17 protein-coding genes and 1 pseudogene are annotated in these 19726 nt (G+C 47.3%); 7 read left to right on the top strand and 11 right to left on the bottom strand.

Annotation, left to right across the window (positions count from 1 at the left end; translation table 11 throughout):
- Nucleotides 1–228 precede the first annotated feature (228 nt).
- On the bottom strand, nucleotides 229–2319 hold the full coding sequence (gene rpoD, locus BOQ04_RS05925) for an RNA polymerase sigma factor RpoD (protein WP_233126664.1): 2091 nt from the start codon (nucleotides 2317–2319) through the stop codon (nucleotides 229–231).
- Here rpoD and BOQ04_RS10925 point away from each other — a divergent pair.
- Nucleotides 2282–2887 (top strand): hypothetical protein, encoded by a 606-nt coding sequence (locus BOQ04_RS10925; RefSeq protein ID WP_233126662.1) that lies wholly within the window; start codon nucleotides 2282–2284, stop codon nucleotides 2885–2887. The genes rpoD and BOQ04_RS10925 overlap by 38 nt on opposite strands.
- Nucleotides 2888–3000: 113 nt before the next feature.
- On the opposite strand, the gene dnaG is transcribed toward BOQ04_RS10925, so the two are convergent.
- The 3 genes from dnaG to rpsU form a co-directional block, all read right to left on the bottom strand.
- Nucleotides 3001–4944, bottom strand: coding sequence for a DNA primase (dnaG, locus tag BOQ04_RS05920; RefSeq protein WP_076023816.1), 1944 nt, complete (start codon nucleotides 4942–4944; stop codon nucleotides 3001–3003).
- A gap of 40 nt (nucleotides 4945–4984) precedes the next feature.
- Complete coding sequence (locus BOQ04_RS05915) at nucleotides 4985–5431, bottom strand: GatB/YqeY domain-containing protein (protein WP_076023815.1); 447 nt, start codon at nucleotides 5429–5431, stop codon at nucleotides 4985–4987.
- A gap of 109 nt (nucleotides 5432–5540) precedes the next feature.
- Complete coding sequence (gene rpsU, locus BOQ04_RS05910; protein WP_011903537.1) at nucleotides 5541–5753, bottom strand: 30S ribosomal protein S21; 213 nt, start codon at nucleotides 5751–5753, stop codon at nucleotides 5541–5543.
- A 77-nt stretch (nucleotides 5754–5830) separates the two neighbouring features.
- On the opposite strand from rpsU, the gene tsaD reads away from it, so the two are divergent.
- Nucleotides 5831–6904, top strand: a complete 1074-nt coding sequence (gene tsaD / locus BOQ04_RS05905; protein WP_076023814.1) for a tRNA (adenosine(37)-N6)-threonylcarbamoyltransferase complex transferase subunit TsaD — start codon at nucleotides 5831–5833, stop codon at nucleotides 6902–6904.
- A gap of 33 nt (nucleotides 6905–6937) precedes the next feature.
- On the opposite strand, the gene folE2 is transcribed toward tsaD, so the two are convergent.
- Genes folE2 through xseB form a run of 4 tightly spaced genes read right to left on the bottom strand, consistent with a single transcriptional unit; the run spans nucleotide 6938 to nucleotide 10854 of the window.
- The gene (gene folE2, locus BOQ04_RS05900; protein ID WP_076023813.1) at nucleotides 6938–7765 is read right to left on the bottom strand and encodes a GTP cyclohydrolase FolE2; all 828 of its coding nucleotides are present in this window, start codon (nucleotides 7763–7765) and stop codon (nucleotides 6938–6940) included.
- 25 nt (nucleotides 7766–7790) lie between these two features.
- On the bottom strand, nucleotides 7791–9692 hold the full coding sequence (gene dxs, locus BOQ04_RS05895) for a 1-deoxy-D-xylulose-5-phosphate synthase (protein WP_076023812.1): 1902 nt from the start codon (nucleotides 9690–9692) through the stop codon (nucleotides 7791–7793).
- An 18-nt stretch (nucleotides 9693–9710) separates the two neighbouring features.
- On the bottom strand, nucleotides 9711–10601 hold the full coding sequence (locus BOQ04_RS05890) for a polyprenyl synthetase family protein (RefSeq protein ID WP_076023811.1): 891 nt from the start codon (nucleotides 10599–10601) through the stop codon (nucleotides 9711–9713).
- 19 nt (nucleotides 10602–10620) lie between these two features.
- Nucleotides 10621–10854: an exodeoxyribonuclease VII small subunit gene (gene xseB / locus BOQ04_RS05885; protein WP_076023810.1), complete on the bottom strand. Its 234-nt coding sequence runs from the start codon at nucleotides 10852–10854 to the stop codon at nucleotides 10621–10623.
- Between the two features lie 162 nt (nucleotides 10855–11016).
- Between xseB and BOQ04_RS05880 the strand changes: the two genes are divergently transcribed.
- Together BOQ04_RS05880 and BOQ04_RS05875 are read left to right on the top strand one after the other, a co-directional pair.
- Complete coding sequence (locus BOQ04_RS05880; RefSeq protein ID WP_076023809.1) at nucleotides 11017–12123, top strand: aromatic ring-hydroxylating oxygenase subunit alpha; 1107 nt, start codon at nucleotides 11017–11019, stop codon at nucleotides 12121–12123.
- Nucleotides 12124–12141: 18 nt separating this feature from the next.
- Nucleotides 12142–12973: pseudogene (locus BOQ04_RS05875) on the top strand (sulfurtransferase).
- A gap of 7 nt (nucleotides 12974–12980) precedes the next feature.
- Here BOQ04_RS05875 and BOQ04_RS05870 read toward each other — a convergent pair.
- Genes BOQ04_RS05870 through polA form a run of 3 tightly spaced genes read right to left on the bottom strand, consistent with a single transcriptional unit; the run spans nucleotide 12981 to nucleotide 17470 of the window.
- Complete coding sequence (locus BOQ04_RS05870) at nucleotides 12981–13754, bottom strand: ZIP family metal transporter (RefSeq protein ID WP_076023808.1); 774 nt, start codon at nucleotides 13752–13754, stop codon at nucleotides 12981–12983.
- 5 nt (nucleotides 13755–13759) lie between these two features.
- Nucleotides 13760–14623 carry a dienelactone hydrolase family protein gene (locus BOQ04_RS05865; RefSeq protein ID WP_420875842.1) on the bottom strand — a complete coding sequence of 288 codons (864 nt, stop codon included), beginning with the start codon at nucleotides 14621–14623 and terminating at the stop codon, nucleotides 13760–13762.
- Nucleotides 14624–14638: 15 nt separating this feature from the next.
- Nucleotides 14639–17470, bottom strand: a complete 2832-nt coding sequence (polA, locus tag BOQ04_RS05860) for a DNA polymerase I (RefSeq protein ID WP_076023806.1) — start codon at nucleotides 17468–17470, stop codon at nucleotides 14639–14641.
- 85 nt (nucleotides 17471–17555) lie between these two features.
- Between polA and BOQ04_RS05855 the strand changes: the two genes are divergently transcribed.
- Genes BOQ04_RS05855 through BOQ04_RS05845 form a run of 3 tightly spaced genes read left to right on the top strand, consistent with a single transcriptional unit; the run spans nucleotide 17556 to nucleotide 19720 of the window.
- Nucleotides 17556–17951: a hypothetical protein gene (locus BOQ04_RS05855; protein ID WP_076023867.1), complete on the top strand. Its 396-nt coding sequence runs from the start codon at nucleotides 17556–17558 to the stop codon at nucleotides 17949–17951.
- Nucleotides 17952–17963: 12 nt separating this feature from the next.
- Nucleotides 17964–18941 (top strand): homoserine kinase, encoded by a 978-nt coding sequence (locus BOQ04_RS05850; protein ID WP_076023805.1) that lies wholly within the window; start codon nucleotides 17964–17966, stop codon nucleotides 18939–18941.
- The gene (locus tag BOQ04_RS05845) at nucleotides 18938–19720 is read left to right on the top strand and encodes a BPSS1780 family membrane protein (RefSeq protein ID WP_076023804.1); all 783 of its coding nucleotides are present in this window, start codon (nucleotides 18938–18940) and stop codon (nucleotides 19718–19720) included. The genes BOQ04_RS05850 and BOQ04_RS05845 overlap by 4 nt, the downstream gene beginning before the upstream one ends.
- Nucleotides 19721–19726: the final 6 nt, after the last annotated feature.

Here is a 19726-nt window from a genome sequence, read left to right as displayed (position 1 = left end):
TACACACCTTACTGCTGGTGTTTTTACTTCAAAACCACACTAAAACCGCATTTACTACACACCATGAAAAATGCCCCGGTGTGTAGTCGGTGTGTAGTGAATTTTAACCACCAAATTCACCACTAACCTCTTGAATCTATTGAGGTCTTTGCTACAAGACCCCTAGGGCTTCTTTCTTATGAGGCCTCTGCTCTAACCAACTGAGCTATAGGCCCGTTAGTCTTTGACTCAATCCTCTTCCAGGAAGGTCTTGAGTTTGTCGCTGCGGCTTGGATGACGCATTTTACGCAAGGCCTTTGCTTCAATTTGGCGAATACGTTCACGTGTCACATCAAACTGCTTACCCACTTCTTCGAGGGTGTGGTCTGTGCTCATCTCAACACCAAAACGCATACGCAATACTTTTGCTTCACGTGGTGTTAATGAATCCAAAACATCCTTCACTACATCGCGCATAGAATCATGCAATGCAGCTTCAGCTGGGGCTAATGTATTGTTATCTTCAATAAAGTCGCCCAAATTCGAATCGGCATCGTCACCAATCGGTGTTTCCATCGAAATTGGCTCTTTAGCAATCTTCATAATCTTGCGGATCTTGTCTTCAGGAATTTCCATCTTGAGAGCCAAGGTTGCCGCATCTGGTTCATGACCAGTTTCTTGCAAGATTTGACGGCTAATACGATTCATCTTATTGATGGTCTCAATCATATGCACTGGAATACGGATCGTACGGGCTTGGTCAGCGATCGAGCGCGTAATTGCCTGACGAATCCACCAAGTTGCATAGGTAGAGAACTTGTAACCACGACGGTACTCAAACTTATCTACCGCCTTCATCAAACCAATATTGCCCTCTTGAATCAGATCCAAGAATTGCAAGCCACGGTTAGTGTATTTCTTAGCAATCGAAATAACCAAACGCAAGTTGGCAACCGTCATTTCACGTTTTGCTTCACGTGCACGCTTCTCGCCAGCAATCATTTGCTTGTTTACTTCTTTTAATTCCGGAAGTGGAATCACTACATTCTTCTGAATATCTATCAACTTCTGTTGCAACTCTTGAATAGCCGGAACATTGCGCTCCAAGAGTGCGCTGTATGGCTTGTTCTCTTTCAGTAACTTGTCTGTCCAAATTAAATCCATTGACATCTTAGGGAAGTCTTTCAAGACCTCACCACGATTGACACCCACTTTATCGACCAAGAGGCTCACAATGCCGCGCTCCAACTTCCATACTTGATCTACTTGCGAGCGCATGGTGTCGCAAAGTTTCTCAACACTCTTAGCAGTCAGACGGAAACCAAGCAATTCAGCACGAATGAGTTCTTGCGCTTTAATCCAAGCTGGGCAGTTATAGCCCTCCTTTTCAAACGCACGACGCATCTTTTCTGCTTGAGCACGAACAATGGCAAATTTCTCTAAAGAGATCTGCTTCAACTCTTCAAGCTGCTTTGCATTTGCAGTAGCAGCACCGCCGCCACCGCCGCCCCCTTCATCGTCACCAACATCTTCGCCCTCTTCAGCATCTGGATCTTCTTCAGGCTCTTCAGGTCCTAGCTTGATATCTTCTGCGTTGGGATCAACCAATCCATCAACGAACTGGTCAATTTCCATTTCGCCACTGGCAATTTTGTCAACGTTAGCCAGCATTTCAGCAATAGTGACCGGACATGCAGCCAAAGCCATCACCATGTCTTTGAGGCCTGCCTCAATCTTCTTAGCAATAACGATCTCGCCTTCGCGAGTCAGCAAGTCAACTGTACCCATTTCGCGCATATACATACGCACCGGATCAGTTGTACGTCCAAACTCTGAATCCACTGTTGATAAGGCAGCTTCGGCTTCTTCTTCGGCTTCTTCTTCTGTAGTGGCTGCTGATGCATTTTCGTTGAGCAACAGCGTTTCAGCATCAGGCGCCTGCTCATAAACGGTAATGTTGATATCGCTTAAGAGGCTGATCAATGTATCCAAGGCATCCGCATCAGATAACTCGTCGGACATCACGTCATTCATTTCACCATGGGTTAAGTAACCCTTGGATTTACCCATCTTGATCAAAGTCTTCAAGCGGGTACGACGCAGCTCTTGTTGCTCTTCAGAGCCCAACTGCTGTGCCGCAAATTCTTTTAACAAGGCTTTTTCCTTAGCCTTACGCTCACGCGCCTTTTGACGATCCGTTAGGACAGGCTCGGCACCTTCGGCTGGAGCATCCGCTTTTGTTTTGCGTGCTTTTTTAACTTCTTCAACAACTTCAACCTGCTCTTCTGTTACCGGCGTTTTTTTGCCTTTAACTTCTTTCTCTACCTTAGGCTCTTCCACCTTAACTGCTTTGCCTTTTGTAGGCGCCTCAACTTTGACTGCGGGCTTGGCTACTTTAGTAACAACTGCTGGCTTCGCTACCGTCTTGGCAGGCGCTTTAGCTGCTGGCTTGACTGGTGCCTTAGCCGCAGGTTTAGCTGCTGGCTTGACCGGCTTTACAGGAGTTTTTGCTTTTGGGGCTGGCTTGGCAGGTGCTTTTGCTTTAGGTGCTGGCTTAGCAACCGCCTTCACTGGCTTGGCTGGTGCCTTAGCCGCAGGTTTAGCTACAGGTTTAGCTGCAGGCTTGACCGGCTTTACAGGTGCCTTTGCTTTAGGTGCTGGCTTAGCTAGTGTCTTCGCTTTTGGCGCTGGCTTGGCGGGTGCTTTTGCTTTGGCGCTTGCTTTTGACGCTGGTTTTGCAGGTGCCTTTGCTTTTGCTGCTGGCTTGGCTGCAGGTTTTTTAGTCTTGGTAGTTGGCATTTATAAGCGCTTATTTTCGTTACTGTTATCGGTGTCGACTCATTACAGGCAGTCACATCATCCACTTGCCCCAAATTTAATCAAAATAAAGCGCAAGTGGCTGAATTAAATCGGTTTTTTTCTGGGAATAGAGGATTATAGTCGATTACGACTTTTTTACCCCCGCCCTTACCTTAAATAAGGGGCAATTTAAGTATTTTCTAGAGGGTAATCAGAAAATACTTAGTTAAATTTCAGTCTTTCGCCTAACTCACGATAGCGCGCCCGATCTTGGTCGGTAGCAGTCCCCCCAGAAATCTTTTGGGTGATGTCGGTCATTTCCTGCTTGAGATCGGTCAATTCCAGCTTTTTAAAGCTGCCCTCTAAATCAGCCATAGCACCCTCAAGGTCCAAATCCGACCCCATCACCCGCTTACGCAGCACTTCATACAAGGGGGCAAATTCACTACGTGATAGCTGCTCCTGAAATAAAGCAAAAGATCCGGCGCCAACACTGGGTGGCTTACCAGCCTCACCCGGGATTAGCTCAACTAAATCACATTGCGCCAATAAATCTTGCATCAAGGCAAATGCCTTTTCTGAGCGTAACTTCGAAGCTTTTAATGCGAGCGTACGTTTATTAGCATCCAAGCTTTTACCTAGATGTGGAAACTGAATTAAGACTCGCAATAGTTGCTCAGCCAAATCGGTTGGTGCTTGAGGTGGCGCTATTGGCTGAACCCGCTTAGCAGCACCTTTAGCACTTTGCCATGGCGCACCTGGTGTGCGATTGGTATTGCCAAAATGGGGGTTTGTATTTGAGCGTTGAGGATGACTAACATACGCATTACTCTGTACCGGAGCAGGTGCCACCGTCAACCCACAAAATGACTCCAACTCAGCGGGAGTGGAATTCGTGCGAATCGCTACCTCCCGCAGAATTTGTGTACGCAATGCAATCGGAGGCATGGATAAAAGTAATGGCTTGGCAGCATGGTGGGTATGCGCCCTACCCTCTGGTGTAGTGAGCTCATGTTCTTGACTCACAATCTTAAAAAAGAAGCTGGATAAAGACATTGCTTCTTTAATTACTTTTTCAAAAGCAGGGGCACCATAGGCGCGGACATAACTATCGGGATCGTGCTCGGTTGGTAAAAATAAGAAGCGAATTTCTTTATCGTCTGACATTAATGGCAGGCAGGCCTCTAGCGCGCGCTGTGCAGCCCTTTGCCCAGCCGCATCTCCATCAAAGGAAAATACGATCCGATCGGTTTGACGCAATAACATCCGAACGTGATTTGCAGTGCAAGCCGTACCTAGAGTAGCAACTGCATTCGGGAAACCCAGTTGCGCCAGAGCCACAACGTCCATATAGCCTTCGCACACCAAAACATACTCTTGCGCACGAATCGCTTGTCTTGCTTCAAACAAGCCATAGAGCGTATTGCCCTTAGAAAATAATGGTGTTTCAGGTGAATTTAAATATTTCGGCTCGCCCTGATCCAGAATACGTCCACCAAAACCAATCACTTGACCCTTTGGATTACGGATGGGGAACATGATGCGATCACGAAAACGATCGTAACGACGAGCAGTCTGTTGATTATCCGTTTGCTCGCCCTGAATCAGCAAACCGCCTTCGAGCAAGGTCTTTGCAATCTCATCATTGGCATAGGTGCCAAAGACAGCTTCGAGTCCCTGCCAACCATCAGGCGCATAACCTAGGGAATAACGCTTGGCAATTTCGCCAGTGAGGCCGCGACCCTTTAGATACTCTACAGCCCGCGGTGCTTGCTTTAATTGTTGTCGATACCAATCGGCTGCAGAACTCATTACCTCACTTAAGGCCATGGTCTGCTGCAATCTAGCAACATCATTTGCAGTGCGTTCTTCACGCGGCACAGTTAGACCGGCTGAGCGCGCTAACTCTTCAATGGTGTCGACATAGCCAAGGCCAGCATATTCCATCATGAAGCTGATAGCAGAGCCATGCGCGCCACAACCAAAGCAGTGATAGAACTGCTTGGTAGGCGAAACCGAAAACGATGGTGATTTTTCTTGATGAAAGGGGCACAAACCTTGATAGTTCGCGCCCGCTTTTTTGAGTTTGACATGCTGCCCCACCACATCGACGATGTCGATCCGATTCAGTAAATCGGCAATGAAAGATTGGGGGATGAGAGCCATAAACGCCAGTATCGGCTATCGAAAAGGATTGATGATGACTTTATTTTGCAAGTGCAGCCTTCACCAAACCAGATACCTTACCCATATCGGCTTTGCCAGCCAACTGGGCTTTTAAGGCGCCAATTACTTTACCCATGTCTTGCGGACCAGTTGCACCCGTTGCAGCAACTGCGGCAGTAACGGCTGCCGCTACTTCAGCATCTGATAATTGCGCCGGCAAATAGACTTGCAATACTTCCATCTCGGCAGCTTCAATTGCCACCAGATCATCACGCTGTGCTTTTTCAAACTGAGAAATAGAATCTTTGCGCTGCTTAATCATCTTTTCAATCGTGGCAATCACGGCGGCATCGTCGAGCACAATGCGCTCATCTACTTCGCGTTGTTTAATCGCGGCCAATAAAAGACGAATCGTTCCCAAGCGGGCCACTTCTTTGGCGCGCATGGCACTTTTCATGTCTTCAGTAATTTGATCTTTAAGGCTCATAAGAATTCCCTGATATCGTCAATATTCGGTAGATTAGAAAGCAAAAACCCGCTGCGTTTCACCGTCAGCGGGCTTCAAAGCTGCTCGGTGAAGAGCGCTTTAAATTTGATTAGTAGAGCTTCTTAGGCAACATTTGGCTGCGAATGCGCTTGTAATGGCGCTTAGCAGCTGCAGCCTTTTTACGCTTACGCTCAGCCGTTGGCTTCTCGTAAAACTCGCGGGCACGCAAGTCTGTCAAAAGGCCATTTTTCTCAATGGTGCGCTTGAAACGGCGCAATGCCACTTCAAAAGGTTCGTTCTCACGTAGGCGGACTGTAGTCATACTTGTTTAACTCGTATATGCTCGAAAATTATCGAAAATTAATCTGAATCACGGATTCTAGCACGGCTAAGTAAAAAATGATTGTTTTAGGCATAGAAACTTCTTGTGACGAGACCGGCGTGGCCCTATATGACACTGCTGCCTGGGAAAATGGCGATTTAGCCGCAAAAGGCATCCTAGGGCAAGGCTTGCACTCCCAGATCGCCATGCACCGAGAGTATGGGGGTGTTGTCCCAGAATTAGCCTCTAGAGACCATATTAGGCGGGTTTTACCCCTCCTAGACGAGTCCTTAGCCCAAGCCAAGCTCACCTTAGGGCAAATTGATGCCGTGGCCTTTACCCAAGGGCCTGGCCTTGCTGGCGCCCTTCTGGTAGGCAGCGCCTTTGCCAAATCCCTCGCTCAAGGCCTCAATTTACCCTCCATTGGAGTTCATCACCTCGAAGGACACCTCCTTTCACCTCTTTTGGGCACTTCTGCACCGTCTTTTCCCTTCATTGCCCTGCTGGTATCCGGTGGACATACCCAGCTGATGCTGGTGAGCAAGGTGGGTCATTACGAACTCCTTGGGGAGACCTTAGATGACGCCGCCGGGGAAGCTTTTGATAAAACCGCCAAATTACTTGGCCTGGACTACCCAGGTGGCGCTGCCATCTCCAAACTGGCAGAAAAAGGTCAGGTAGGCCGTTTTGATTTACCAAAACCGATGCTGCATTCCAAAGATTTAGATTTTTCGTTCTCAGGACTAAAGACTGCAGTGTTAAATCAGGTTAAAAAATGGGATGCAGGTGAATTAAAAAGCCCCGAACAAATGGCGCAATTTCATGCTGATCTTGCAAGAAGCTTTGTTGATTCCCTGGTGGCAGTACTGGTGAGCAAGTCTGAAAAAGCGCTCAAGCAAACTGGCTGTAAACACCTGGTACTAGCTGGTGGCGTAGGAGCCAATCAACAACTGCGTAGCGCTTTGAATGAAAAAGCAAAAAAAGGTGGTTTCGAGGTGCACTACCCACCTTTAGAGCTATGCACTGACAACGGTGTCATGATTGCTTTTGCAGGCGCACTTCGTATGCTTGCCGACAGCAAGGGACTGAGTAAATCGGGTGCTTTTGATATCAAACCCCGTTGGGATTTGGCCAGCAATAATCTGACCTAAGCAAAAAGCTAAATTGCTTATTTGCTTATTTGCTTATTTGCTTAAACTAATTTTTGCGTATGCACTGTGGTTGTGGATGGATTCAAAGTTTTCCGCCTCCACCACCAAGGATAGAATTCGCTCATCTTTTTTTAGTTGGCCAGCCACATCGCGCACCAAGTCTTCCACAAACTTCGGATTGTCATAAGCGCGCTCAGTAACCCACTTCTCATCAGGGCGCTTGAGCATGCCCCAGAGCTCACTAGATGCTTGGCTTTCAGCGGCCTGCACCAAATCTTCGACAGTCATTTTTGTCTGCGAATCGAGCGCTACCGACATCGTGACGTGTGAGCGTTGGTTATGGGCACCGTACTCAGAAATCTCTTTAGAACAAGGACACAAACTCATTACCGGTACCAGTGCGCGTAAGTTCAACTCAACATCTACATTGCCTGTCGCCAGTAACTTACCCTTAGCAATCCAGGTCACCTCATAATCCATCAAGCTTTCAACGCTTGACACGGGGGCGGCTTTTTTCACAAAGTGTGTATATGAGAATTGAATACGGCCTTCAGTTGCGTTAAGTAGTGGCAACATCTCACGCACCATCTTGACTACAACCTCACTATCAATAGCTTCTGTTTGCTTTTGCAAGAGCGCAACAAAACGCGACATGTGCGTGCCTTTGACATTGGCAGGCAATGCGACATCCATCTCAAAATTACCTACCGCTGGGAAAGTACCAGCTTTAGTGCGAATCATTAAGGGATGGCGTAAGCCACGAATTCCTACTTGCTCAATTGGTAAGGCACGCTCATCGTGAGATGACTGCACGTCAGGCATGGCATGAGTTTGCAAAAAAGCCGTATTGATATCGTTCATAGATCTATTTTCCAGCAAATGAGACTTATTTGCCCAGCACCGCAGTTTTTACATTTAGAAGGTCTGGAAATCGCTCTGTGATGGATTTAGCAATGCCAATGGCATCTAAGCCACACTGCGCCATGAGAATGCTGTAATCACCGTGTTCAACAAATTCATCAGGAATACCCAATTGCAACAGAGGCTTAGTCATGCCCGCTTTGGCAAGCACCTCTAAGCAAGCACTTCCAGCACCGCCTTCGATTGCACCATCCTCCAGAGTCACCAGGTAATCATGGTCGTTCGCCAAAGACTTTACAAGATCAACGTCAAGTGGTTTTACGAAACGCATATTGGCTACAGTGGCATCGATTTGCTCTGCCACTTCTAATGCGGGGTAAAGCAAAGTTCCGAAAGCGATGATTGCCACACGCTTTCCAAGTGGTGCGTTCGATTTTCTGCGGATCTCACCTTTACCAAGTGGAATAGTGCGTAATTCTGTCGAAGGCATCGTGCCTACACCAGAACCACGTGGGTAACGAACTGCACTCGGATGTGGCTGATGAAATGCAGTTGTTAATAAATCACGGCACTCAGCTTCATCAGCAGGCGTCATCACCAACATATTCGGAATACAGCGCAAGAAAGCAATGTCGTATACACCGGCATGTGTCGCTCCATCTGCGCCAACTAAACCGGCACGATCTAAGGCAAACAAAACTGGTAAATCCTGAATCGCTACATCATGAATCAGCTGATCATATGCACGCTGCAAAAAAGTGGAATAAATTGCCACTACCGGCTTCATTCCCTCGCATGCCATACCTGCTGCGAAGGTAACTGCATGCTGCTCTGCAATGCCAACGTCGTAATAACGCTTAGGAAATCTTTTTTCAAATTCAACCAGGCCAGAGCCTTCGCGCATTGCTGGAGTAATACCCACCAAGAGTGGGTCTACTTGCGCCATGTCGCATAACCATTCACCAAATACCTGGGTAAAAGTTTTTTTGCTTGAGGGCTTGGATTTCACTCCCTCCTCGGGATCAAACTTACTCGGGCCATGATACAAAACCGGATCTGCTTCCGCTAATTCATAGCCTTGGCCCTTACGGGTAACCACATGCAAAAACTGAGGTCCACGCCCTTCGATCGCCAAACGACGAACGTTCTGCAGCATCGGAATGAGGGCATCTAAATCATGACCATCAATCGGCCCAAAATAATTAAAGCCAAATTCTTGAAAAATAGTGGATGGAGAAACCATACCTTTAGCATGATCCTCTAAGCGTTTTGCAAACTCACGCAATGGTGGTGCAATCGATAGAACACTATCAATACCTTTTTTAGTGGCGGAATAAATATTGCCACTGAGCAGTCTAGCCAGATGACGATTGAGCGCCCCCACTGCTGGCGAAATAGACATATCGTTGTCATTTAAGATCACCACCAATGGCAAGTCGTCATAGACGCCCGCATTATTCATCGCTTCAAATGCCATGCCACCAGTCATCGCACTATCGCCAATCACTGCAACAGCTACATGCTTTTCGCCTTTGGTTTGAAAAGCGCGGGCCATTCCCATGGCCGCAGAGATGCTAGTGGAAGAGTGGCCTGTACCAAAAGCGTCGTACTCACTTTCAGAGCGGCGGGGAAAACCAGAAAGGCCATTGAACTGGCGCAACGAGGCCATTTTTTCACGACGGCCGGTCAAAATTTTGTGGGGATAACTTTGATGACCCACATCCCAAACAATCCGATCATCGGGGGTATCAAAAACATAGTGCAAGGCAATCGACAATTCAACCGTACCCAAATTGGAGGAAAGATGTCCGCCGGTTTTTGAAACGGAATCGAGGATAAATTGACGTAACTCTTCAGCTAGCGCTGGCAACTCTTCACGCGTGAGTTTTTTTAATTCGGCCGGAGTATTAATTGAATCTAAAGTCATTGAATCGGTAATCTTTACTTATTTGCCTCGATTGACTACCAAGAGGGCTAACTCCCTTAAGGGGTCAGCCTCACTGCCAAAGCCCTCTAAATGGCCGATGGCTTGCGCTTGTAGTGTTTGAGCTTGTTTCTGTGCATAGTCTAAACCCATCAAGGTAACGTAAGTAGGCTTATCGTTTGCCGCATCCTTACCCGCAGTCTTACCCAAGGTTTGACTGTCTGCAGTTGCATCCAAGACATCATCCACAATTTGAAAGGTCAAACCCAAGGCCTCAGAATAACCCCTTAAAGAGCCCATTTGACTCACATTGAGGTGGGCAGCAATGCCACCCATTTGCACAGCACACGATAGAAGTGCGCCTGTTTTTAAGGCATGCATGTGTTTTAAGTCGGCCAGATCAAGCTTCTTGCCCACACTGTCAAGGTCAATTGCCTGACCACCAGCCATACCGCGCGACCCCGAGGCAGCAGCTAAAGCAGCAATCATTTGCAAACGAAGCTGTGCAGAGTCATCAGCCAGTGCCAGAATCTCAAAAGCGCGGGTTTGCAAGGCATCTCCAACCAAGAGGGCAGTGGCCTCGTCGAAGGCCTTATGCACTGTAGGGCGACCGCGGCGTAGGACATCATTGTCCATGCACGGCAAATCATCGTGAACCAAGGAATAGGCATGAATACACTCAATGGCCACGGCAGCACAATCGAGCATCTCTGGTTTGGCATCACCTAATTGACCAGCTGCATAAACCAATAAGGGGCGCACCCGCTTACCCCCGCCCTGAGCCGCATAGCGCATGGCCTCATGCAGACGATTTGGAATGGTTTGGGCACTATCCAGCATATCCCCTAAGGCGGATTCGAACTGCTCTGAATGCTGCTTGAGCCACTCCTGAAATAAAGAATTGCCAGTCATACAGTCTTTTTTAAAACTTTTAAGCTTCGAAAATGCGTACTTGTTGCTCAACCTGTGCCAAAACCCCTTGGCAATGTTTGAGCAAGGCTGCACCGCGCTGATAAGCTAAAAGTGTCTCTTCCAAAGAAAATTTGCCTGATTCCATATCTGAAATCAGCTTTTCAAGCTCCTTAACCGCCTGTTCATAACGCAAATCAGGGTCGATTTGCACCTCAAGCCCGGCCTTTGGGTTTTCCGATTTTTTGGCTGGCATATGCTGATTTCTTTCGTTTAAATGGCACAAATAGCCCTACATATTAAAGCGAGAACCCATATCGATGGGTATAATTACCCCCTTCCTTTCCAATATCGACACGTCGATGGTTGGATTGGTTATTCCGCTTAGCTTCGGCTGACGTTTTCGGGGGTGGGGAGAATGACTAATCTGGCTACCGCGCAGAAGCTTGCGCCGTCCAATTTACAACTGCCGGTTTCGGCCTATTTTGACGTTGAACTTTATCAACGTGAGATTGAACTGCTTTTTAAGCAGGGTCCTGGCTATGTAGGCCATGAATTAATGGTGCCTGAAATTGGCTCCTATCAAACAATTACTGCAGAAAATGAAGGGCGTCTACTCGTTCGCCATGAGCAGGGCATCGAATTACTCTCCAATGTATGCCGTCATCGCCAAGCTTTAATGCTCAATGGCTCAGGTAAAACTGACAATATCGTTTGCCCACTGCACCGCTGGACCTATGATCTCGAGGGCAAATTATTAGGCGCACCTCATTTTGAAGATAAGCCTTGCCTTAATTTAGGTAAATCGCCATTGCAAAACTGGCAAGGGCTTTTATTTGAAGGTCCGCGTGATGTGCGTGCTGATCTTGCCAAGCTAGGTGTCGCTGATGACCTCAAATTTGAAGGTTATATCCTCGATCACATTGAAGTTCATGAGTGCAATTACAACTGGAAAACCTTTATTGAGGTTTACCTTGAGGACTATCACGTAGTGCCATTCCATCCAGGTTTGGGGAAATTTGTTTCTTGCGAAGATCTCCACTGGGAATTCGGTGATTGGCATAGTGTACAGACCGTTGGCATTCACAAGAACCTGAGCACTCCAGGTTCGGCGACGTATCGCAATTGGCACGAAGCAGTCCTGCGCCATCACGGTGGCAAGATGCCCCGCCACGGCGCCATTTGGCTAACCTATTACCCCAACGTCATGGTTGAGTGGTACCCAGGTGTTCTGTGCGTTTCCACCTTGCATCCGATGGGCCCAAACAAAACACGCAATATTGTTGAGTTTTACTACCCTGAAGAAATTGCCCTCTTTGAGCGTGAATATGTAGAAGCTGAGCGTGCGGCTTACATGGAAACGTGTATCGAGGATGATGAAATCGGTGAACGTATGGATGCCGGGAGAGCAGCTTTACTAGCTCGCGGTATTAATGAGGTTGGCCCTTACCAAAGCCCAATGGAAGATGGTATGCAACACTTCCATGAATGGTATCGTCGTGTCATGCAATTTGAAGGCCTCTAAAAGACAAAGGATACGCAAGTGACTCCCCTCATTACCGCCAATCAATTAGAAGAGATTATTAACAGCGGGGAGAATGTTTTACTCTGCGATTGTCGCTTTGACTTAAACGATCCGACTGCCGGTAAAAAAGCGTATTTAGAAAATCATATTCCCGGCGCTATTTATGTCGACCTTGATCAAGATTTATCTGGTGAAAAAAAATGGTCTAAACGGCAGACACCCACTACCTACACCAGAATCTTGGGCAAAAACCAAATCCCGCCTCGGCATCGACCCCAATACCTTGGTGGTCGCTTATGACAAGCAAGGTTCAATGTATGCCAGTCGCCTTTGGTGGATGCTAAAGGCCACTGGACATGCTCATGTCCAAGTATTGGATGGCGGCCTAGATGCCTGGAACGGGCCAATGGGCACCATTCCCCGTCCTGCCACCCCCACAGCTCAAGCGCTTGAGGCAAGACCCTATGTGGGCCTCGTACACGCAAAGGAAGTTCTTCAGAACATTACTAGTCAACAATATTTGGTGATTGATGCCCGCGCCAATGATCGCTTTCATGGACAAAATGAAACCTTAGATCCAGTGGGTGGACATATTCCTGGAGCGATAAATCATTGCTTTAAAGAAAATTTATCAGCCACTTCATTTAAAGCGTCTGACTTACTCTTTAAGGATTTTTTAGCTTTACTCGGCAACCGCAAAGCTGCCCAAGTTATTCATCAATGCGGCTCAGGAGTAACTGCTTGTCACAACCTCTTAGCAATGGAAGTAGCTGGCCTCAAGGGTTCACGCCTGTATGCGGGGAGCTGGAGTGAATGGTGCGCTGATCCGAGCCGCCCAATCGAAAAATAAATTGGTGCTAGTGCAAAACGGATAGCAACAATACAAAACCAACACCACACGCAATCAAAACAGTTTGGCGCAATGATTCTGCCCAGTGTGGGCGACGATGCATTTGCGGAATCAGATCACTGACCGCAATATAAATAAAACTACTTGAGGCAATCACCAAAAGATATGGCATGATGGAATGCGCCTGCGCCAAAAAGAAGTAAGCCAGCACACCCCCCAAAACTGCGGCTAAGCCACAGATCAGGTTGTAGAGCAAGGCGCGAGAACGTGTAAATCCAGCGTTGAGCAGCACCATGAAATCACCGATTTCTTGAGGAATCTCATGCGCAATGATTGCCAAAGCAGTAAAAAATCCAACATGATAATCAGCCATAAAGGCAGCGGCTATCAAAACACCATCAACAAAGTTATGCAAGCCATCACCAACCAAAATCATCCAACCACTGCGTCCAGCCACCTCAGCATCATGACCATGATGGTGATCATGTCCATCACCTTCGTGGTGATGACTATGGCGCAATAGGGAGATTTTCTCTAGCAAGAAAAAGCCCAATAAGCCCGCCAATAAAGTGGCAAATAGAAGACGGGGCTCACTTCCGGGAAAGCTAAATGCTTCGGGTAGCGAATGCAACAAAGCAGTAGATAACAGAATGCCAACGGAGACACTCACCATGTTCTCCACCATCTTCGAAAGCAATGACAGTGAGCAACTTGCAGCAATCAACACGCTCACAGTACCAGCGAGTGCAGTGATGAAAATAATGCTTTGTAGTACAGACATGGTGATCACACTACTCCATACTGCTTAAACCAAGCGATGCATTTATTCCAGGCATCCTTGGCAGGACCCTCGCGATAAGATTCTCGATAGTCAGCATGAAATGCATGCGGGGCATCTGGGTAGACCTCAATGCGAGATGCTCTCGCGGCCGCATTATGAGGTGCCGCTTTAGCTAAGGCGGCACGCATTTGCTCCACGGTCTCGAGCGGAATACCCATATCGGTACCGCCATATAAACCCAATACCGGCGCATGCAAGTTGCTAACGATATCAATTGGCTGCTTCGGATTAGTAGGGGTATTTTCACCAACGAGGCGCCCATACCAAGCTACACCCGCTCTGACAGTAGGAAGGGTGGCTGCCAACCAAGTAATGCGGCCACCCCAACAGAAGCCAGTGACACCAACGCGCTGTATATCACCGCCATTCTTAACGGCCCAGGCAAGTGTTGCCTCGAAGTCTGCAATCACTTGCGCATCGGGGGTTTTAGCCACGATATTGGTCAAAATGTCGGCAATCGTGCCGTAATCATTGGGGTCACCAGCACGGATAAAAAATTCTGGGGCAATTGCCAGGTAACCTAGCTTGGCAAACCGTCGCGTGACATCGGCTACATACTCATGTACCCCAAAAATTTCACTGACGACGATCACGATCGGCAACTGGCCGTGCGACTTTTCTGGTCGTGAGACATAGCATGGCAATTGAAAACTTCCAACAGGAATCATTTGCTCGCCAGCAGTCAAACCCACAAAATCGGTCTGAATCGTTTCAGCGAGTACTGGTGTGGATGCTGCCACATAACCTACACTGACGCCGGTAGCAGCGATAGCAGATGCCTTAATAAAATCTCTCCGATTGTTTTTCATCATTCTTTACCCAAATTAATGGGCCTCCTCCCAATTATCGCCAATACCAATGCTCACAAGCAATGGCACCTTCAATTGTGCGACATTACACATAAGGTCTGGGAGTTTGGCTTTGAGCAATTCAATTTCATCTATGGGCACATCAAACACTAGCTCATCGTGCACTTGTAAGAGCATGCGCGTCTTAAGTTGTTCCTTTTCTAGCCAAGCTTCTACAGCAATCATTGCCAATTTAATCAAATCAGCGGCAGTACCCTGCATTGGCGCATTAATGGCAGCGCGCTCGGCACCTTGGCGCCTTGGGCCATTTGATCCTTTAATCTCAGGCAACCACAATCTTCTACCAAACACAGTTTCTACATAACCATGCTCTCGAGCAGCGAGACGAGTCCGCTCCATATATTGGGCTACACCGGGGTAGCGATCAAAGTATTTGGCAATATAGTTTTGTGCCGCGGAGCGTTCAATACCCAAGTTCCCCGCTAAGCCGAAAGCACTCATGCCATAAATCAGACCAAAGTTAATAACCTTGGCATAGCGTCGCTGCTCTGAATTGACTTGGTCTAAAGGAATACCAAAAATTTCAGATGCGGTTGCTTGATGCACATCCTTGCCGGCTGCAAAAGCAGCCATGAGATTCTCATCTTCTGCAATGTGCGCCATGATGCGTAACTCTATTTGAGAATAGTCAGCAGAAAGCAATTTACAACCTTCAGCTGGAATAAAGGCCTCTCGAATGCGACGCCCCTCTTCTGTACGCACCGGAATGTTTTGTAAATTAGGATCACTCGAAGCCAAACGACCAGTAACTGCAGTCGCCTGAGAAAAATTCGTATGCACGCGCCCAGTCTTAGGGTCAGCCATACGGGGTAATTTTTCAATATAGGTAGACATCAACTTAGCCAAACTGCGGTAATCCAGAATGCGTGCCGGCAATGGATAATCTTCTGCTAGTTTTTGCAAAACCTCTTCATCGGTAGATGGCGCGCCCGATGGGGTTTTCTTAACAACTGGTAACTCTAACTTGCCAAACAAAATCTCAGCAATTTGCTTGGGCGATTGAATATTAAAAGGCTGTCCTGCTAATTGATGTATTTCACCTTCTAACTCAAGCAGACGTTTGCCAATTTGTTGACCCTGCTTTGCCAACAAAGCCGAATTAATTCGAATGCCATTGCGCTCCATAATGCCCAGTACCCGCATCGCTGGCATTTCAATATTTTGATACACATAAAGTAAGCCAGGATTAGCCTGGATTTGTGGCCATAACTCCAGATGCAAACGCAATGTGATGTCGGCATCTTCAGCCGCATAGTCAGTAGCAATTTGCAGGTCCACTTGATCAAAACCAATTTGGTGAGCACCTTTGCCGCAGACCTCTTCGTATCGAATCGTTTTCATTCCCAAATGCCGCTCAGCCAGGCTATCCATATTGTGTGGCAGATGCGATTCAAGAACATAGGATTCAAGCAAGGTATCAAATGCAATACCTTGCAAAGTAATTCCGTAATTTGCAAAAATATGGGTGTCGTATTTTAAGTTTTGACCCACCTTTGCATGCGCTACACTCTCTAGCCAAGGGCGCAGCCGAGCAAGCACCAAGTCTCTATTGAGCTGGGTCTCACCATTGCGATGAGCAAGCGGAATATAACAAGCCTCGCCTGGCGTTACCGCTAAAGAAATTCCCACCAATTCAGCAGCAAGCGCATCTAAGCTAGTGGTCTCAGTATCGACTGCCGTAAGAGATGCTTGCTCAATTTTTTTGATCCAACGATCGAGATCCTCTTCTTTGACCACGCACTCGTAGCGCTTACTGATAGAGGCTTGAATGTCGGTGGTTTCTTGAGATAGGGTTTTAGTAGGGCTACTTGCTATTGCGCCAGCTTGACTTGAGGCCAGATTTGCATCACCTCTACCGACTTCCTGCGGCAATGGACTGCCCGCCAAATCCAAACGGGTTGATACCTCAGTCTGATCACCAGTGAGCTTTTTTTCAACATCGCGCAACCAAGTTTTAAACGCATAGCGTTCAAATAACTCGCGCAGTAAGGGGGCATCTTCCGGCTTTGCCAGCAGGTGATCTAAATTAGGTAAATGTGGAGATAAATCGCAATCGGTCTTTACGGTAATCAGTTGACGTGCCTGCGGGAGCCATGGCAAGGTCGCTCGTAAGTTTTCTCCGACTACACCCTTTACTTGATCTGCGTTTGCCATCAAGTTATCTAAATCGCCAAATTCAGCCAGCCATTTATTTGCTGTCTTAGGGCCAGCCTTAGGCACACCCGGTACGTTATCTACCGTATCTCCAATGATGGAAAGATAATCCACAATCCGCTCAGGGGGTACGCCGAATTTTGCAATCACCCCATCAATATCTAACCTCTCATCAGTCATTGTGTTGATTAAAGTGACGGATGAATTAACTAGCTGTGCTAGATCTTTGTCCCCGGTAGAGATAATCGTTTCCCAGCCCGCTTGGGTAGCCTGGCACGCTAAGGTACCAATCACATCATCTGCCTCCACCCCTGAAACCATCAGTACCGGCCAACCCAAAGCCTTTACCATCGCATGAATTGGCTCAATTTGTTTGACCAGGTCTTCTGGCATAGGAGAGCGGTGAGCCTTGTACTCGGAGTACATTTCATCTCGAAAAGTCTTACCCTTAGCATCAAAAACACAGGCAATATGATCGGTATTAAGCTCTGAGCGGGCGCGGCGCATCATATTGACCATGCCGTAAATGGCCCCAGTGGGTTCGCCGGCCCCGTTTCTCAGGTCAGGCATGGCATGAAAGGCGCGATACAGGTAGCTAGAACCGTCTACCAACAAGAGTCTATGTTTAGTCATACCGCAATCGTACAATCTAGTTGCGAACTTCTGTCAGGTATGGCCAAAGAACCATCCCAGAGCAGGCTTAAAAAGGTGAAATATGATGCATTTAAATACAAATTTATTGAAACAATTATTGCGCCAAACCCTTGTTTTAAAAGGTCTTTTCCTATTTTCAAGCCTGGTTTTAGCGCAGCAGCCTGCTGGCGAAGCCCTTAGCCAAGATGAACTTGCACGGATCAATAATCAGCCACTCGCTCCTGCCGTAAGCGCAAATGGCCTGACTAGCGCTCCAGAAATTCGCAAACCCAGCTTCCAGCACAAAGAAGCCACCGGTACTGAAGTAACTGAATACAAAAATCCCAATGGACCTACTGAAGTACAGGTTAAAACCAAGTACACCACCTATGAAATGTCGCCACCTGAATCAGTCAAGCCTGGTGCCCAATCTGGCGAAGGTGACTTGTTAAGCGTTCCTAGCATTAGCATCCCTTTTTAAGCCTGATTTCATATGGCTGTTTTTACCCCACTTGAGCTTGGTGATATCTCCCAATGGATAGAACAAGATTTTGATATTGGCCAGGCCCTGGAGATTCGCGGGATTCATGGTGGGATCGAAAACTCGAACTTTTTTTTAGATACTAGCCGCGATGGGCAAAAACACGAATACGTTTTAACCCTGTTTGAAAGACTGACCGCAGAGCAGTTGCCCTACTACCTAGAGCTGATGCGTCATCTGGCCAATCAAGGAATTCCAGTTCCAAGGCCCATTGAAAATAATCAAGGACTCATTCTTTTTGAGATCAAAGGTAAGCCAGCAGCGATTGTCACCAAACTTCCCGGGCTATCTAGATTAGAGCCTGCAGCCAATCACTGCGCTCAAGTTGGCGAGATGCTAGCCAAAATGCATTTAGCGGGCGCTCATTTTCCAAAAGTCCAAGCCAATTTACGTAGCTTATCCTGGTGGCAAAAAACAGTTCCGCAAGTAGTTGGCCATTTAGATGTAACTCAAGCGCAATTACTAACAAGCGAGTTATACGCCCAAGAAAACTTCTTTCACTCAGAGAGTTACGCTGCTCTGCCGCAAGGTGCAAGTCATTGCGACCTCTTCAGAGATAACGTACTGTTTGATCCTCAAGCATCTCATGATCCCTCCCAGGATCAATTGGGCGGCTTCTTTGACTTTTACTTTGCTGGCACTGATAAGTGGTTATTTGATTTAGCAGTCACAGCAAATGATTGGTGTCTAGCAGACAATAAACAAGACCTTGAGCCGACTCGTTTAAATGCATTATTAGAGGCCTATCAATCAGTGCGCCCACTTACAAAAGATGAACAAGCCAGTTGGCCTATGATGTTGCGTGCAGCAGCATTACGCTTTTGGATCTCTCGTTTATGGGATTTTTACTTGCCGCGAGATGCTCACATGCTGACGCCGCATGACCCAAAACATTTTGAGCGCATTCTGGAAAGTCGTCGCACCTTATGAAACTCAATTCGGTAATTGCTAGGGAGGGTTATACCTGGATACAGCAAGGTATTTGGCTATTTAAACAAAATCCTTTGGGATTTTTCATGCTGGTATTTATTTATGTTTTTGTGGCACAGCTCGCTGTATTGGTACCTATCCTTGGTGTCTTTGCGGTACTCATTTTAACCCCGACCTTATCTGTTGGTTTTTTGACCGCATGCCGTCAGGCTATTGTTAAAGAGCCTTTGCGTCCAATGGTCTACCTCATTGCCTTGCGCTCAGGCCCCATTATTCGCAAACGCATTTTGCAGCTTGGTTTGATCTATACCATCCTGATTCTTGTTCTGAGCATTGCACTCAGCGCCTTAGTTGACTTTGAAGCCCTGCTTCCCTTGGTCACTAGGGATCAGCCTCTGACGGCTGAGACGCTTCACCAAATTTATGAGCTGTTAGCGATCGGCGGCTTACTTTACATTCCGGTAGCGATGCTAATGTGGTTCTCCCCTATCTTGATTGCCTGGACTAATATGCCATTAGCTCAAGCCCTCTTCTCCAGTTTTATTGCATGCTGGAGAAATCGCGGCGCTTTTTTGGTGTACATCGCCATTTGGATTGTTGTATTGATCATTATTCCAATGGCAATTGGTGCAGGATTGAATGCACTGAATCTAGAGCAGGTAGCCTCATTCATCGTTGCTCCGATTTCAATGGCGGGCTTAACAGTAATGCAGTGCTCCTTCTATGCCACATGGAAAGCCTGCTTTGTAGAAGACGCAGCACCAAGCTATTTCGCTTAATTTTTT

The organism is Polynucleobacter sphagniphilus (assembly GCF_001953355.1).
Taxonomy (GTDB): Bacteria; Pseudomonadota; Gammaproteobacteria; order Burkholderiales; family Burkholderiaceae; genus Polynucleobacter; species Polynucleobacter sphagniphilus.
The sequence above is the reverse complement of the archived record's forward strand: the minus strand, read 5'-3'. Positions and strand labels throughout refer to the sequence as shown.